The 17,033-nt window shown below is 41.5% G+C and carries 10 protein-coding genes; 9 read left to right on the forward strand and 1 reads right to left on the reverse strand.

All coding sequences use genetic code 11. The annotated features are described in order from the left end of the window. The first annotated feature begins 210 nt into the window (after nucleotides 1–210). The 8 genes from LXL81_RS15785 (at nucleotide 211) to LXL81_RS15820 (ending at nucleotide 15,104) form a co-directional block, all read left to right on the forward strand. Nucleotides 211–3,651 carry a SusC/RagA family TonB-linked outer membrane protein gene (locus LXL81_RS15785; protein ID WP_234647764.1) on the forward strand — a complete coding sequence of 1,147 codons (3,441 nt, stop codon included), beginning with the start codon at nucleotides 211–213 and terminating at the stop codon, nucleotides 3,649–3,651. Nucleotides 3,652–3,664: 13 nt separating this feature from the next. Next, nucleotides 3,665–5,263, forward strand: a complete 1,599-nt coding sequence (locus LXL81_RS15790; protein ID WP_234647765.1) for a RagB/SusD family nutrient uptake outer membrane protein — start codon at nucleotides 3,665–3,667, stop codon at nucleotides 5,261–5,263. A gap of 486 nt (nucleotides 5,264–5,749) precedes the next feature. Further along, a complete protein-coding gene (locus tag LXL81_RS15795) occupies nucleotides 5,750–6,322 on the forward strand; it encodes an RNA polymerase sigma-70 factor (RefSeq protein ID WP_234647766.1) in 573 nt (190 codons plus the stop codon). A gap of 176 nt (nucleotides 6,323–6,498) precedes the next feature. Next, nucleotides 6,499–7,680: a FecR family protein gene (locus LXL81_RS15800; protein ID WP_234647767.1), complete on the forward strand. Its 1,182-nt coding sequence runs from the start codon at nucleotides 6,499–6,501 to the stop codon at nucleotides 7,678–7,680. A 184-nt stretch (nucleotides 7,681–7,864) separates the two neighbouring features. Further along, on the forward strand, nucleotides 7,865–11,380 hold the full coding sequence (locus tag LXL81_RS15805) for a TonB-dependent receptor (RefSeq protein WP_234647768.1): 3,516 nt from the start codon (nucleotides 7,865–7,867) through the stop codon (nucleotides 11,378–11,380). Nucleotides 11,381–11,424: 44 nt separating this feature from the next. Next, on the forward strand, nucleotides 11,425–13,200 hold the full coding sequence (locus LXL81_RS15810) for a RagB/SusD family nutrient uptake outer membrane protein (protein WP_234647769.1): 1,776 nt from the start codon (nucleotides 11,425–11,427) through the stop codon (nucleotides 13,198–13,200). 208 nt (nucleotides 13,201–13,408) lie between these two features. Further along, nucleotides 13,409–14,251 (forward strand): endonuclease/exonuclease/phosphatase family protein, encoded by an 843-nt coding sequence (locus tag LXL81_RS15815; RefSeq protein ID WP_234647770.1) that lies wholly within the window; start codon nucleotides 13,409–13,411, stop codon nucleotides 14,249–14,251. Nucleotides 14,252–14,336: 85 nt separating this feature from the next. Then, nucleotides 14,337–15,104, forward strand: a complete 768-nt coding sequence (locus LXL81_RS15820) for an SGNH/GDSL hydrolase family protein (RefSeq protein WP_234647771.1) — start codon at nucleotides 14,337–14,339, stop codon at nucleotides 15,102–15,104. A 65-nt stretch (nucleotides 15,105–15,169) separates the two neighbouring features. On the opposite strand, the gene LXL81_RS15825 is transcribed toward LXL81_RS15820, so the two are convergent. Continuing rightward, entirely contained in the window at nucleotides 15,170–16,156 is a 987-nt protein-coding gene (locus LXL81_RS15825; RefSeq protein WP_234647772.1) for an acyl-ACP desaturase, read from the reverse strand. A 139-nt stretch (nucleotides 16,157–16,295) separates the two neighbouring features. On the opposite strand from LXL81_RS15825, the gene LXL81_RS15830 reads away from it, so the two are divergent. After that, nucleotides 16,296–17,027, forward strand: a complete 732-nt coding sequence (locus LXL81_RS15830) for a 1-acyl-sn-glycerol-3-phosphate acyltransferase (protein WP_234647773.1) — start codon at nucleotides 16,296–16,298, stop codon at nucleotides 17,025–17,027. Nucleotides 17,028–17,033: the final 6 nt, after the last annotated feature.

The raw sequence follows: 17,033 nt of genomic DNA on the forward strand, positions 1-17,033 counted from the left end.
ATTTCATAACGTGCTTACTTAACCCAAACCACCAAACCGATGAAAAAAGATTTTACTATTCCGCCCTGACCTTGCGAGCAAAAAAAGCCGGATGTGTACCACCACACCCGGCCCAGAATTGCTATTTCCCCAATGATTTCTCATTTCACGTACCACCGTGGGAAGGGAAATAAATGTCCAACAGTGCTTAACAATCAGACAATCAAAATTATGCAAAAATCAGTACGTAACAAGCCGATCAACTGGCAAAAACTTATGCGCATCGGATTGCTTCAATGGATCATGGTCGCTTTACTGGCAAGCTCTGGCTATGCAAAGGAAAGTTCGGCGCAGTCTATCCTGAGTAAGGATATGACGCTGCGGTTAGACAACGTTACGCTCAAAGAGGCGTTAGGACAAATTCAGAAAAAAACGGATGTAAAATTTGTATACAGCAGCCGGGTTTCTCTTCAAAGTAAAATTAAAATCGACGTTGAACATCAGAAACTTTCGAATGTTCTGGATCAATTGCTGATACCACGCGGGATCAGTTATAAAGTGATCAATGAACAAATTGTCCTGGCCAGTACCCAGCCAAACCAAATCCTGACGGTTCCTGATATCGATGTAAAAATGCGTCAGCTGGCTGCTCCTGCGGAAATTAATATTAAAGGAACCGTACTTTCCGCCGACAACAAAGAACCGCTTCCCGGAGTAAGCGTGGTGGTGAAAGGAACGCAGCGCGGTACTACGACCGATTCAAAAGGTGGTTTTGAAATTGATGTACCCAATACGGAGGCTTTGCTGATTTTCAGCTTTGTAGGCTATCAAAGTCAGGAAATTCTGGTTGGAAATAAATCTTCCGTCAACATTTCATTAGCCGTTGATACCAAGTCGCTGGAAGAGCTTGTGGTGATCGGGTATGGAACTGCAAAGAAAAGCGACTTATCGGCCGCTGTTGCCTCTGTACCGGATATGGCGCAGATCAAAAACCGGCCCGTATTGGATGTGGCTAACATGATCCAGGGAAAAGTACCTGGCGTTACGGCTGTAAGTAATGGAGGTCACCCTGATCAAACACCAAGTATTACGATTCGTGGAACGGGGTCACGTAGCGGTGAAAGTGTGCTTTATGTTGTAGACGGTGTACCAAATGCGCCATACAATCCCTCGGACATCGAATCAATCACTGTATTAAAAGATGCGGCTTCTGCGGCCATATATGGTGCGTTCTCGGGTTCTGCCGGTGTTATCCTGATCACGACAAGACAAGCTTCGGCAGGTAAACCCAGCATTGAATATTCAGGATTCCGTGGGATTAAACAAGCCTGGAAACTTCCAAATTCTTTAACAGCGGACAAGGAAGCTTACGTTTCAAATCTTGCTTTTACCAATGCAGGGCTGACGCCACTTGATGGATGGGATGCAACCAAAAACCCATATGCACAGGTTACCCGTACAAACTGGATCAACGAAATTTTCAGAACCGGAATCATTCAGCGACATAACATCAGCATCAATGCAGGTACTGATAAATTCTCTACACTTTTTCAGGGTCGTTATGAAAAAAATGAGGGTACGCTGTTAAACACTTACAGCCAGAACATTTCTCTTCGTTTCAACACGGTTTACAAATTCACCGATAATCTAAAATTCCGTCAGGAAGTATTTTGGAATAACAGCGATAGCCGCGGAACAGAAACCAGCAGCGGATACAGCGGAACAATACTTTCGGCTATGTATATGCCTCGCTCGGCTACGGTATATTATGATGACGGCAGCTTTGGCGGCGTTGGTCCGCGGGATTCCAAGTACCTTGGTATTCATGGTGATGCTATAAACCCGGTTGCAACTTTATTAAGAAATAAACCTTATAACAAAGGAAACGACCTTCAGTCTGTTTCCGAATTTTCATATGCCAACATTATTCCCGGGTTATCCTTTCTGACCAGATTTTCATACCGACAGCATGGCTCACTTTATAAAAATTTCACCCCAAAGAGAACAGAACCGGGTAAGCCAAATAACCAGAACACTTTGACTTATTCAACAGACAAATCGTATAACTGGATATGGGAAAATACGGCTAATTATGCCAGAGTTTTCGGCAAACATAACATGGGTGCGATGCTTTCTACTACCTCTCAGGAAAGCGGAGCAAAAGGCTTTGGTGCTACCGCCAGAGATCTTAGTGATGAAGAAAACTGGGCTCAGTTTTTCATCAACGCCAGTACTTTTACTTCGGACAGACCAACGGATTACGACTGGAAAGACCGCAATGTTTCTTATGTAGGAAGACTTTCTTACAGCTGGGCTGACCGCTATTTCCTTACAGGAAGTTACCGCTATGATATCGCCGGACGTTTGGCAGAGGGTTACCGAGGAAAAGGTTTTCCTGCCGCTACTGCCGCCTGGAAAATCAGTTCAGAACCTTTCTTCAATATTCCTGCGGTTGATCTGTTAAAAATCAGAGCAAGCTGGGGACGTATCGGAAATATCGGGTCTGTTGGCCGCTACTATGGTTACTCTACGCTGACTTCGGATAATACATACCAGATTGGAGATGGCGGAGTTTATTCCAGAGCTCTTTACGTATCAGCACTAAAAAATCCGAAACTTTCATGGGAAACATCACAGCAGACAGACATTGGTCTCGACATCTCTCTTTTGAAAGAAAAATTGACACTTTCTGCTGATTATTTTGATAAGCTGACTTACAACCTGATTAAACAACAGGATACCGACTGGACCAACACCTATGGATACGGTGCTCCATATATCAACCAGGGAAAGATCAGCAACAAAGGTTTTGAATTTGTCGCTTCCTGGAAGGACAAGGCGGGTGAACTGGGATATGAAATCAGCGGCAATATTGCAACGCTAAAAAACAGGGTAAAATATATTGATGATAACCCAAATTCAGTCTGGGTGCATTCTGATGCATGGCGGGGGACGATCACTCCATATCGCTCAACTGTGGGGCAGCCTTATTATTCATACTGGCTTGTTAAAACAGACGGCATATTTCAATCGGATGAAGCAGCAAACAGCTATACTTTAAACGGAACGAAGATTCAGCCAAACGCAAAAGCAGGTGATTTGAAATTTGTTGATTTGAACGGTGACGGAAAAATTGATGATAATGACAGATCTTACATGGGCAACGCATTTCCGAAAATTACATATGGCTTTACCACTAATTTAAACTGGAAATCTTTTGATCTGAGTATGTTCTGGCAAGGGGTTGGTGGTGTTAAAATATTCAATGCCTTCAAAGAATCAACCTTAAATGCATCGGAACAGGGTTATAACCGCTGGGACAAAATTCTTGATGCATGGTCGCCAACAAATACTGGTTCGACAATTCCCAAAATCAACGCCAGTGATGCCAACAAAAATTTCCAGACGGCTTCCGACTGGTATTTGGAAAGTGGGAACTATGTGCGTTTGAAAAGCTTAATTATCGGCTACACAGTTCCTAAATTTATTAAAGGCGCAAGTCTGAGAGTTTATTTAAGTGGAGATAATTTATTGACATTCACGAAATACTCCGGAATGGATCCGGAAGTAGGAAGCACGCTAGTGAATGGAACCTATACCGCACCAGGTATGGATGGCGGCCAATTCCCGGTTTCCCGTGTATATTCAGCAGGTTTGAAGCTTAAATTTTAAAAATACGGAAATCATGAAATTATATATAAAACATTCAATTTTATCAGGTATGGCACTCATGCTCAGCCTGACTGCATGTAATGAAAAGTGGGTGGATACCAAACCAAACGGAGAATCCACAACGGCTTATTTCTGGGACAGCGAGGATGATGTGATTAAAGGTGTAGCTGCCATGTATGTCGCCATGAAAGACGAAGCAACCTGGGGCCGTGATCTTTTTTGGGTTCAAAACGCAAGCGACGACTTAATCGTAGGAAGATCAAAAGCGGATGGTGAGAACATCAAAAACTTTATCCCGTCGGGTAATGAAGGTTATCTGACAGGTGGCTGGAATGATTTGTATTCAATGATGAACAGGGCAAATCAAACCATTCAGGGTGTGCAAAAAGCAACAAATGTGAGTGATGCAGTTAGAAACCGTTCTTTGGGTGAAGCTTATTTTGTCCGTGCTTTTTCTCATTTCTGGATTGCTTATTTGTGGGGGCATAAAGATCAGGGTGTTCCTTATGATGGCGTGGAAAATCCTGAATTCGGATCAAGAATCCCGCCACAGCTTCCTTCGGTAACTGATAATTATGCACAGATAATCAGCGATCTGCAAAAAGCTGCCGATTTACTTCCCTTGTTCCAGACTTATGGCGCGGCCGATCAGGGAAGAGCGCACAAGGCGGCTGCCTGGGGATATATGGTTAAAACGTATGCTTATTGGGCTCAATACGACAATACCAAATGGGCTGCCATTCCTGAAATTGCAGACAAAATCAAAAATGAAGGCGGACGTGCTTTATTGACAGGACAAGGCAGCAACCTTGCCAATTACAAAGCGGTTTTTAAAGCGGCAAACAACTGGAGTAGTGAATATATCTGGTCGGTAACTTCCGGTGTGCAGGGCGGTTCCGAATTTCCAGGGGTTATTCTGGAAAACAAAGGCTGGGGAATATACAATGGCTGGGGTTACTTCCAACCTACCGCAGAACTTTATGATGAATATGAAGCAAACGACCCGCGCCGTGAAGCAACCATTCTTAAATTTGGAGACAAGTTCACGTTCTTCGGTGTAGAGCGTGCATACTTTTCAACCAACAGTCTTTCTGGTTTTCAGATCAACAAATATATGGATCCGTATAGCAACGGTACCAACCAGGATCCCGGAACCAATACCCAAATCAATCAAAATGGCGACTACCCTACTACCACGCTGAATTTGCCTTTGATGCGTTATGCCGAAATTCTTCTTTTCAAAGCCGAAGCGCTTATCCAGCAAGGTAAAAACAGCGAAGCAGCAGCTCCTTTAAATGAAATTCGTGCCCGTGTAGGTTTGGCTCCTGTAACTGCGCCAACACTTGCCGACCTGAAACATGAACGCCGTGTGGAACTGGGTTGCGAATGGACGGATCGTTTGGCGGACCTGAAACGCTGGGGTGATTACGACAAAATCAACGCGCCGCTTCATGGCCGAATCCATACCAATAAAACTGATCCAGCTTCCACTTTTACAGTTCAGCAGGTATGGCCGGCGAGAAAATTTACCGCAGCTAAATTGGCTTGGCCGATTAGTCCTAATGAAATTGCGAGAAGTAATGGTGCTTACAAACAGACACCGGGCTGGTAAATAGTGACTGGCAAAGAGTAAAGATAAGGGCACCGGATCTATTTCCGTTGCCCTTATTTTTTTACCAAAACAGAATAAATTATAATTGCCAAGGTTGTCAAAAATTCATTTTAAAACTAATTATAGTCTAAATTGTAATTTAAAACGATTTAGCTTTCGAAAGCAAGGTATCACTAGATCAATCGCGTTTCTTAATAAATTCATAACATAGTAAACAACACAATAACGCCTGTGTAAGATACCTTTGATCTGTAATTTGACGTGGAGGTCGGGTTGAAACGAATTATCGTTTTACTTTTTCTCCATTTTTTCAAGTATTTGTTATGACACAAAATGATAAAGATTAAGATAAAAAACTCCCTCACCTATTTCTCACTAAAAAACAATTTTAGTTTTATTTAAAGAAAAATTAATACTTTTATCGGTTTTGTACTTCTGAATACTCTCAGAAATAAATTTGAGCCGATTACTTTTGTCTAACAGCATATGGAATTTTTATATACCAAACCTGACTCAGCACACGACAAAAGTGAAGATAAAATTGCTTTTGAAATGCTGTTTAATAGAAACTATTCCAATCTGGTTTATTTTTCATTCAACATAGTAAAAGATAAACGGGAAGCGGAAGACATTGCCCAGGATGCTTTCATTACCTATTGGAACCGGAAAGAGGAAGTTGCCGAAGATGAGGATTCAGTGAAAAGTTTCCTGTATACAACGGTTAAAAATGCGAGTCTGAATTTATTGAGGCATCAGAAGGTAATTGAAAAATTTGCGTTACAAATTCCTGAACTTGTTGAAGATAAAAACATAGTCAATTCGATTATACAAGCCGAAGTTTTTTCAAAAATTCATCAGGCAGTTGAATCCCTTCCAAAGGCATGCCGTCAGATTGTAAAAATGAGTTATCTGGACGACAAAAAGAATAATGAAATAGCAGAAGAACTTGGCATTTCTGTAAATACCGTAAAAACGCAAAAACAGCGGGCGATGCAGCTTCTTCGTCCACAATTTATAGCTGAAATATTCGGCGTCGTCTCCTTTATCTTTTTCTTTTAGAGAAAACACATTTTCGCTTCAACATTAAAAGTTTTTAAAATAGCAATAATTCAGTTGCTATCAGAGAGTTACGCTTAGTTAAATCTAAATTTTTCTTCAAATTAAAATATTTTTCAAAAACCTTTCACCCTAAAATTCATTCTGCGTGTCTTACTACCAAAGAACAAAAGCCAGGAATGAAAGCACCCTTTGAAATCGCAGAATTAATTTTCAAATATCTTAATGGAAACCTTTCCGGGGTAGAAAGCAAGGTCTTGCAGGATTGGCTGGACGAAGATATTGCGAATCAGATCTTGCTGAATGAATTGCAGAATAAAGAAAAAATGGAAGAAGGGTTGAAATTTTTCGAATCCATTGATCATCAGACAGCCTGGGAAAATATCAATCAACAAATAGACAATCCTGTTATTCATCACTCATTCTGGTCTTTAAACAATATCTTCAAATATGCCGCGGCGATATTGATTACCGGTATCATCGGTTATGGATTTATACATAAAAAAAACAATGCGAATACAACAATCACTAAAATCAAAAAACCTCAAATTCTAAAAAATGATGTGCTTCCGGGAGGAAATAAAGCTACGCTGACTTTGGGAGACGGTAGTGTGATTTCATTGGAAGATATGGCCAACGGAACCTTCAAAAATGAAAACGGGGTAAAGATCAGTAAAAAGGAAGGACAGCTTGTTTACGAAATTCTGCCATCTGAAAAGAATAAGACCATCACTTTCAACACAATTAACACACCGACGGGCGGCCAGTATGAAATATTACTTCCGGATGGCAGCAAGGTATGGCTCAACTCAAAATCGTCATTACACTTTCCGACCGCATTCACTGGTAAGGAGCGTAAAGTTGAACTGACCGGAGAAGGATATTTCGAAATCAGTAAAAATAAGGAAATGCCTTTTGTCGTAGAATCCGGAAAAACGCATGTTGAGGTATTAGGAACACACTTTAATGTAATGGCTTACGACAACGAAGCTGTTTCGAAAACCACCTTACTCGAAGGCTCTGTAAGGATAGGAATTGGTGAAAACAGAAAAATACTGAATCCCGGCCAGCAAGCCCTGGTCGGATCACAAATAAGTATACGCACCGCAGATGTTGAAGAAGCTGTTGCGTGGAAAGAAGGTTATTTCCAGTTTGATAACGAAGATCTGACGACGATCATGCGTCAGTTGCAAAGATGGTATGACGTGGATGTTGTGAACGAAAAGCAGATACCGGATAAACATTTTACGGCGATGATCTCACGAAATACCACTTTGTCAAAAGTGCTTAAAATGCTTGAAATGTCAGGGGAATTAAAATTTGAGATTGAAGACAAAAAAATAACAATCAGGGAAAAATAATCAGAAGAAATAGTAATACTGGAAAACCGATAGCCGGCCAGGGCTACCGGTACGAAGGATTATTAAACAAGTGTACAGTGCGAACCATAAACTTTCAAAATCCAAACATCGTAAAACTATGAAATTAAAGCTACTCTTCAAAAGTAGTAGACACATCAGCCTTATTCCATCCAAAATCCTGTTCATGATGAAATTAAGCGCTTTTCTACTAGCCGTTGCCTGCATGCAGGTGAGTGCGGCCGCCATTTCTCAAAAAATTTCCGTTTCGGTGGAGAATGCACCGTTGGAACATGTGATCAAAATCATCCAGAAACGCAGTGGTTATCAGTTCATTTTCAATAATGAATTGTTGAAAAAGGCCAGGCCTGTAACGATGAAAATTTCTGACGGCTCATTGGAACAGGTTCTGGAACAATGTTTCAATAATCAGCCGCTTACATATAGTTTGATGGAAAGAACTATCGTGGTAAAGCCAAAAACTCCTGAAGTAAAAACCCAGATAGTTCCTGTTCAGGCTCCATTGATTGATATCAGCGGGAAGGTTTCTGACGAAAAAGGAGGTGGATTACCCGGTGTCAGCATCATTGTAAAAGGTACGCAGCGCGGAACAACTACTGACGGCGACGGACAATTTAAACTGGATCTGACCGAGGCCGACAAAGATGGTGTTCTGATTTTCAGCTTCGTCGGCTATATCACAAAAGAGCTTCCGATAGGAACGCGCACCACTTTCAACATTTCGCTTGATACTGATACAAAAGCGTTGGAAGAACTGGTTGTGGTTGGTTATGGTACACAGAAGAAAATGAACCTTACCGGTGCGGTGGATCAGGTAACGAGCAAAGTATTGGAAAACCGTTCACTTCCCAATCTTGCGCAAGGTTTGCAAGGCGTTATTCCAAACTTAAACCTGACGATGGGTGACGGAAAGCCGACACAATCCCCGTCTTACAACATTCGTGGGGCAACTTCCATCGGCCAGGGTGGAAATGCGCTGGTTTTGATTGATGGTGTTGAAGGCGATCCAAGCCGTATTAACCCGAATGATGTTGCCAGTGTTTCTGTTTTAAAGGATGCGGCATCGGCTGCGATTTATGGAGCAAGAGGTGCTTTTGGTGTTGTTTTAATCACAACAAAATCGCCTCAGAAAGATAAGACGACGATAAGTTATTCTTTGAATCATTCAATCAAAAGTCCTATTGCAGTTCCGGATCTGGTAACAGACGGCTATACTTTTGCCAAAATGTTTAACGAAGGATGGAGTGCCTGGAATGATTATTCACAAACACCTCAAAACGTAAACAAAACGGTTAAATTCTCACCGGCATACCTGGCGGAATTTGAAAAAAGATCAAAAGATCCGAGCTTGCCAAAAACGGTTGTTGATCCGGTTACAGGCGAATATGTTTATTACGAAAATACAGATTGGTACAAAGAATTGTACAAAAAAACGACAAGTGCAACGGAACACAATTTATCAGTTTCAGGTGGAAGTGGTAAGGCAGATTTCCTGGTGACGGGTCGTTATTTTGGTCAGGATGGACTTTTCAAGTATAATTCTGATGATTATAAAATCATGAGTTTACGTGTTAAAGGTTCTGTTCAGCTTTACAAATGGCTTAATGTATCAAACAACGCCGATTTCTCTTCCATGAAATATCACAATCCGCTAAACGTGGGAGAAGGTGGTTCTATATGGAGAAATATTTCGGATGAAGGCCATACGATGGCGCCGATGTTCAACCCGGACGGAACGCTTACTTATTCGGCAGCTTACACGGTTGGTGATTTTTATTATGGCAAAAATGGTATCAATACAAACAAACGTGTATTCAGAAACACGACCAGTTTCGCTTCGCAGTTTTTCAATGATGTGTTGAGAATCAAAGGAAATTTCACTTATCAAAATACAGATAATAACGATTATCGTACACGCGTACCTGTTCCTTACAGCCGCAAACCGGGGGTTATTGAATATGTCGGAACGAATTATAACGACCTTCAAAACCTGCTTCGGAATACGCAATATACTGCGACCAACATCTATGGTGAATTTGAACCGAAAGTTGGTGCTAACCATTATTTTAAAGTTCTGGCAGGTTTCAACCAGGAACAATCACTTTACAAAGAACTTCAGGTGGTTCGTAACGGATTGATTTATGAAGGCGCGAGCGATATCAACCTTGCACTTGGACAATCAATTACGACGGGCGGTGGATATGACAAATGGGCAATTGCCGGTGGTTTTTACCGTATCAATTATTCATTTAAAGAAAGATATCTTCTGGAATTAAACGGTCGTTATGACGGATCTTCCAAATTCCCGTCCAGCCAGCGTTTTGCATTTTTCCCGTCTGTTTCAGCAGGATGGAGAATTTCTAATGAATCATTCTGGAAAGTATCGCCGAAAGTGATTTCTGAATTGAAGTTGAGAGGATCTTACGGTTCACTTGGAAACGGGAATATCAATTCTTACAGCTTTCAGGAAAAATTCACAATCCAGCAATCGGGTAGAATCCTGAATGGCGCTCGTCCGCAACAAACAGGTCAACCAACAGTTTTGCCAAATGGACTTACCTGGGAAACTTCAAGCACGGCAGATTTCGGTGTGGATGTATCCATGCTTGCCAATCGTCTGACATTGAATGCTGACGCTTATCAAAGAAAAACGACCGGCATGTTCACAACCGGTATGACTTTGCCAGCCGTTTTCGGTACGGATGTTCCAAAGGGAAACTATGCTGATTTAACAACAAAAGGATGGGAAGCAGCCATTACCTGGCGTGACCAGTTTACAGTTGGTTCCAAACCGCTGAATTATTCAGTTCGTCTGACGGTGTCAGATTATACGGCCAAAATAGACAAATACAATAATCCTGACAAAAGATTATCGGATTACTACGCAGGCCAGAAACTGGGTGAAATCTGGGGATTTGTGAACGACGGTTATTTCAAATCGGCTGATGACATTACCAATTCTCCAAAACAGATTCTTTACAAAGCCTCTACAACCGGGAAATTGTTACCAGGTGATATTAAATTCAAGGATTTAAATGGCGACGGCGTTATCGATGACGGTAACAAAACGGTTGGTCAGCCTGGCGACAAAAAGATAATCGGAAACTCTCTGCCTCGTTATACCTATGGTGTTACTTTGGGTGGCGACTGGAACAATTTCTTCATCTCTGCATTTTTCCAGGGTGTAGCCAAGCAAGACTGGTATCCTGGTTCGGAAGCGGCACTTTTCTGGGGACAGTATAATCGTCCATACAACAAGATCCCGAAATGGCAGCTTGGCAATATCTGGTCTGAGGATAATCCGGATGCTTATCTGCCACGTTACCGAGGATATACCGCGCAAAACAGCTCAGGTGAACTGGCTACGGCACAAACTAAATATTTGCAAAATGTAGCTTATATCCGTTTGAAAAATATTCAGATCGGCTACAACCTTCCGCATACTTTGACAAATAAACTGAAAATGGCGAGTGCCCGTGTTTACTTGTCGGGTGATAATATTTTCACTTATTCTCCTCTGTACAAAATCACAAAAGACATTGATGTGGAAAATATCGGAAGATCGGATGTTGCTTTAACTCCTTCTGACGATCCTTCGAATCCAAATAAAAACAACAGCGGTAACGGGAATAATTATCCGATACTGAAAGGCTTCACGATGGGATTGTCTGTTACTTTCTAAAATGTGAAATCTAAATTTTTAGAAGAATATTAAATCAAATACTCATGAAATTCAAATTTATAGGACTGTTATTTCTGGTTGGCCTCCTGGCTGGCGGATGTCAGGAACTGGATCAGGTTCCGCAGTCTACTGCTGATAATAATGCCGTTTTTAACAGCGAAAAAGGACTGGATCTTTACACCAATTCTTTTTATGATATCCTTCCAACAGGAAATGCTATCATCCGTTCCGATGAAATGAGCGATTTCGGAGCGCGTTCATCTGTCCCTGATTTTTTGCGTGACGGTGCTTACGGCCCACGCCAAAGTGACGGCTGGGACTGGAAACCCCTTCGGAATATTAATTATTTTATCGAAAACAATAACCGTCAGGCTGTTTCGGCTGATACCCGGAAACATTACACGGCCCTTGCCCGTTTTTTCAGAGCCATATTTTATTTTGAAAAAGTAAAACGTTTTGGAGATGTACCCTGGATCAACAAAGCGGCTACGGTTGACGATCCTTCTCTTTTCAACGGCCGTGATCCGCGCACCATGGTGATGGATTCCGTGTTGGCAGATTTAAATTACGCCTGCGAAAATATCCGCACAACAACTGATAACAGCAGAAGTCTGATCACCAAATCAGTTGCTTACGGATACAAATCAAGAATCTGTCTTTTTGAAGGTACATTCAGAAAATACCAGACAACTTACAACTTGCAGTCGACGGTAGAAAAATGGCTGAATGAATCTATTTCAGCATCTGAAAAAGTGATCAAGGAAGGTGGATTTTCATTAAATGAAACAGGCGGTAACGAAAAATCATATCGCCAGGTTTTCACCAACAATACTCCGGTAACGAATGAGGTGATGTTATCATATGTTTGTGATCCTGCGTTGAGTGTTTATAACGATGCAAACTGGTGGTGGACAAGTTCAACTTATGGAGCACGATTGAGCTTTACCCGCACGTTTGTGAATACCTATCTAAATATCGACGGAACACCTTTCACAAACAAAGCAGGACATGAAACGATGACTTTCCCACAGGAAGTTAAAGGCCGCGACAAAAGATTGCAGCAAACAATCCGTATGGGAAATTACAAACGTATCAATGGTGGAAAAGAAGAAGCCGCGCCTCCTGTTTTCTCTTATACTTACACAGGATATCAGCCAATCAAATGGACCCTGGACGATACTTACTATGATGGCGGAACAAGAAATATCAATTCAATTTCTACGATGCGTTATGCTGAAATTTTGCTGAATTATGCAGAAGCAAAAGCGGAATTAAACAAATTGACTGATACGGACTGGGCATTAACGGTAGGTGCGATTCGTAAGAGAGCAGGTATCACTGGCGGACTAACTGCTGTTCCGGCAATAGTTGATCCATACTTGCAGGCAAATTATTTCCCTGGTATTTCTGATGCTGCTATTCTGGAAATCCGTCGTGAAAGAGGAACGGAATTATGCCTTGAAGGTTTCCGTTTTTATGACATCGTTCGCTGGAAACGTGGTTCGTTGATGGAACAAAAATGGAACGGATTTTACGTTCCGGCTTTAAATACACCATTGGATCTTAATGAAGACGGTGTGCTTGATGTGGCTTTTGTAAAAGGAACGCCAGCTTCTCCGGTTGCTGGGGTAACTTATGTCAATGTGGCTGAAACGATCAGCGCGGGTGCAAATCCACAACGCCTTTCCAATGATACTTCAGGAGAAATTACCTGGCTGAATACAGTTCCACGCAAATGGGAAGAGAAACATTACCTATACCCTATCCCTGAAACAGACAGGTTGTTCAATCCTAAACTGGGACAAAATCCGGGATGGTAGTTGGCTGTCAGCTTTCGGCGGTCGGCCGTCAGACCCGGGATGGATATAGATTTTATCCTTTTCATAGTATTTCTGATATTCAGGATCTGAAAGCCGATTGCCGAAAGCCGAAGTAAATTCAATACATAGAGTAAGGAGCAGGTTGTTTTTCTCTTTACTCTATGTTTCTTTCAACAAAATTCTATTTTAAATCCTTAATTCTTGTCAAATGAAAAAATCACTTCTGGTATTGGCAGCTGTTTTGATGCTGTCGGCAGCAGGTTTTGCACAAAAAACTTCAACGATCAATATTGCTTCATACAACCTTCGTTATGACAATAAAGGCGATGGCATTAACGCCTGGCCAAACCGTAAGGAAATGGTAAAAGGTTTGATTCGCTTTCACGAATTTGATATTTTCGGAACCCAGGAAGTTTTGATCAACCAGTTGCATGACGTTGCAGAACTCACCGAATTTGCATTTTTGGGAAAAGGCCGTGATGATGGAAAAGAAGGCGGTGAACATTCTGCTATTTTTTACAAAAAAGACCGTTTCAAAGTTTTAAAAAATGGTGATTTCTGGTTGAGCGAAACACCGGACAAACCGGGAAAAGGCTGGGATGCTACCTGCTGTAACCGGATCTGTTCATGGGCAAAATTCCAGGACCTTAATACAAAAAAAGAATTTTATTTTTTCAACGTTCACTTTGATCATCAGGGCGTAGAAGCACGTCGCCAGTCAGGAATTCTGATGGTGAAAAAGATGAAGGAAATCGCCGGAAATTCACCAACGATCTTAACGGGTGATTTCAATTCAACACCTGAAACAGAGCAGATCAAAGAAATCCAGACCCTGTTAAGCGATTCGCATGAAATAACGGAACAACCTAAATACGGTCCGGAGGGCACTTTTAACAGTTTCAAATTTGACGCATCGATGCAAAATCGTATTGATTATATTTTTGTAAGCAAACCTATCAAAGTTTTAAAATACGGTGTTTTGACAGATGCAAAAGAGCAGCGTTATCCATCCGATCACCAGCCGGTGGTTATTAAGGCGGTGATTAATTAGTAGAATTCACGTTGCTGATCAGTAGATCAAAGAAGAAAATCCTTGTGATTATTGAAATAAATCTCAATCATCACAAGGATTTTTCATGTCATTACGAAGAGAATTTTTGAGACAGGCAGCCGTTGGAGGTGCTGCAACGATACTTTCGCCGGCATTTTCATCAGCAGAAGTTTTACCCGCAACGGATGCATCAGCAATTGGAAAAACCGGTTACACCTTTTTATTCCAGGGCGATTCTATTACTGACGGAAACCGGACAAGAAATACGGATTGGAATCACGTTATGGGCCACGGCTTTGCTTATCTAATTTCAAGCAGATTATGGTTTGATCATCCGGAAAAGGAATTTCATTTTTTCAACCGTGGAGTCAGTGGAAATAAAATCACTGACCTTGCGGCCCGATGGCAAACGGATACACTGGATTTAAAACCAAATCTTATTAATATCCTGGTTGGCGTGAATGATACGGAAGCAGCTGTCAAAGGAAAGAAAGAAAATACGCCATTATCATTCGAAACAGACTATCGTTCTGTTTTAGAAAAAACAAAACTGGCTTTACCAGATGTGCAGTTAGTTCTTGGCATTCCGTTTCTTTTTCCTGTCGGGAGAGTTAAAGACAAATGGGAAGAATATCAAAATGAATTAAGGCCAAGGCAGGAAATTGTTCGAAAACTGGCTAATGAATTTAATGCTATTGAAATCGATTTTCAGTCAGAATTTGATAAAGCGATAAAAAAGGCACCGGCTGATTACTGGATCTGGGACGGGATTCACCCCATGCCTGCCGGACACGAATTAATGGCTAGATTCTGGATTAAGGAAGTCCAGAAAAAGATAAAGTTCGTAAAATAGATATTAGAGAAACAAAAAGCCGGGCAAATGTCCGGCTTTCTGTTTCTCAATACTTTCTAAAATGCTTATCTGCTAATCCAGCTGAATTCATATTGCAATTCCGGAATTCTTGTCCGATCAGCAATACGGCGTAAACGAGTAGGCAAAGCCATCAAATAGTCCCGGGCTTTTTCGGCACCGGAATTCAGATCTCTTATTGTTTCGATCTCCCATTCTACCAGTAAAGATTCAAGGATTTCGATATAATCCATGGTCGTATAAACACCCAGACGCTGTGCCGCATCGGAGAAATGAGAGAAGGTATCTCCCATTTTTACGCCAGATTCGCGCAGGAAATGGGCAGGCATAACAATCTTTTTCCTCATCATATCTTCCAGAGCTAACATCAGCTCGGACGGATCAACCGCAAGAATACGGCTTACAAAAGTTTTATACGCTTTCGCATGACGCATTTCATCAGAAGCAATCACACCACAAATTTTTGAAAGGTGTGGATTACCAAATTGTTTTGAAAGTGTTGCAGTACGACGGTGTGAAACGTTCGTTGCAAGCTCCTGGAAAGAAGTGTAGATAAAGTTTCGATAAGGATCGCGGTCTGTTCCGATATCAAATCCATCGGCAATCAGATATTGGGTAGATACCTCCATAGCGCGCATATTAACGCGTCCGGACAGATACAAATACTTATTAAGAAGATCGCCATGACGGTTTTCCTCGGCAGTCCAGGCTCTCACCCATCTTGACCATCCGGAAGGATTATCGACCTGATCGACTCCGATCACATCCATTAACCAGGATTCGTATGTTGGAAGTGCTTCCTCTGTGATTGTATCACCAATCAATACTGCGATATAATCATATGGCAAATCCCGGCAGCTTTCCTGCAATAATTTAACTTCACTAAAAAAGTTCTCATTACTGGAATCCGGTAAAAAATCTGTCGGCTGCCAATTTTGATCGATTGGTTTCAAGTATTCTGCCATCAGGGCATCGAGGTCCTTTCCCACATGTTGCATGACCTCTAGTCGTGCTGCTGAAAGTTCGGTTTCCATTGTTGATTCAATTTAACTTACAATATAATTTCACAAAGTACGGGAATTTAATGAAAGTTATACATGACAAATCTCATTTACTGCTTTACAAATTTTCACAATCGGTGTACATTTGGAATATTTTAGTTTAAAAGTTGGAATGAAAAAAATTACAGACTACCTCCTAAGTACCATTTACCTTCTTCACTTCGGGCTTTCACTGCTGGTTTTTCATATTGCACAGGTCGTGGCACTCAACGTTTTCGGAAAAAAGGCGCACGAAAAAATAGTCGATTATCTTAATTTCTCATTAACCTATGGCCTGTATCTTACAGGGTCCACCGTCACCTACAAAAATCTTGCCTCAATTCCTGATGACCGCCCAATTATTTTTGTAGCGAACCATCAAAGCACATTTGATATACCTTCTATTATCTGGTTTTTACGAAAACGCCACCCGCTTTTTGTTTCAAAAATTGAACTGGCAAAAGGAGTTCCGAGTATTTCCTACAACCTACGAAAAAGTGGGGCAGCCCTTATAAACCGTAAAGACGGAAAGCAGGCAATTGCCGAAATTTCCAGATTGGGAAAACTTATTTATGATACGACAGGATCTGCCATTATTTTCCCGGAAGGAACCAGAACAGCCAGTGGGGTGATGAAACCGTTTGTTCCGGGCGGTGTTGCCATGTTGTTAAAACGTGCTCCAAATGCATTGGTTATTCCAATAGCAGTGAACGGGACCGGTCGGTTTAACCCGAAAGGCATTTTCCCTTTGACATCCTTTTCAAAACTTTCGTGGACCGCTTTGCCTGCGATTGAGCCGGCGGGAAGAAAAGCTGAGGAGATTTTGTTGGAGGCACGGGAGGCGATTCAACGGGAGTTAATTTAAAATTAA

The organism is Dyadobacter sp. CY356 (genome assembly GCF_021440195.1).
Taxonomy (GTDB): domain Bacteria; phylum Bacteroidota; class Bacteroidia; order Cytophagales; family Spirosomataceae; genus Dyadobacter.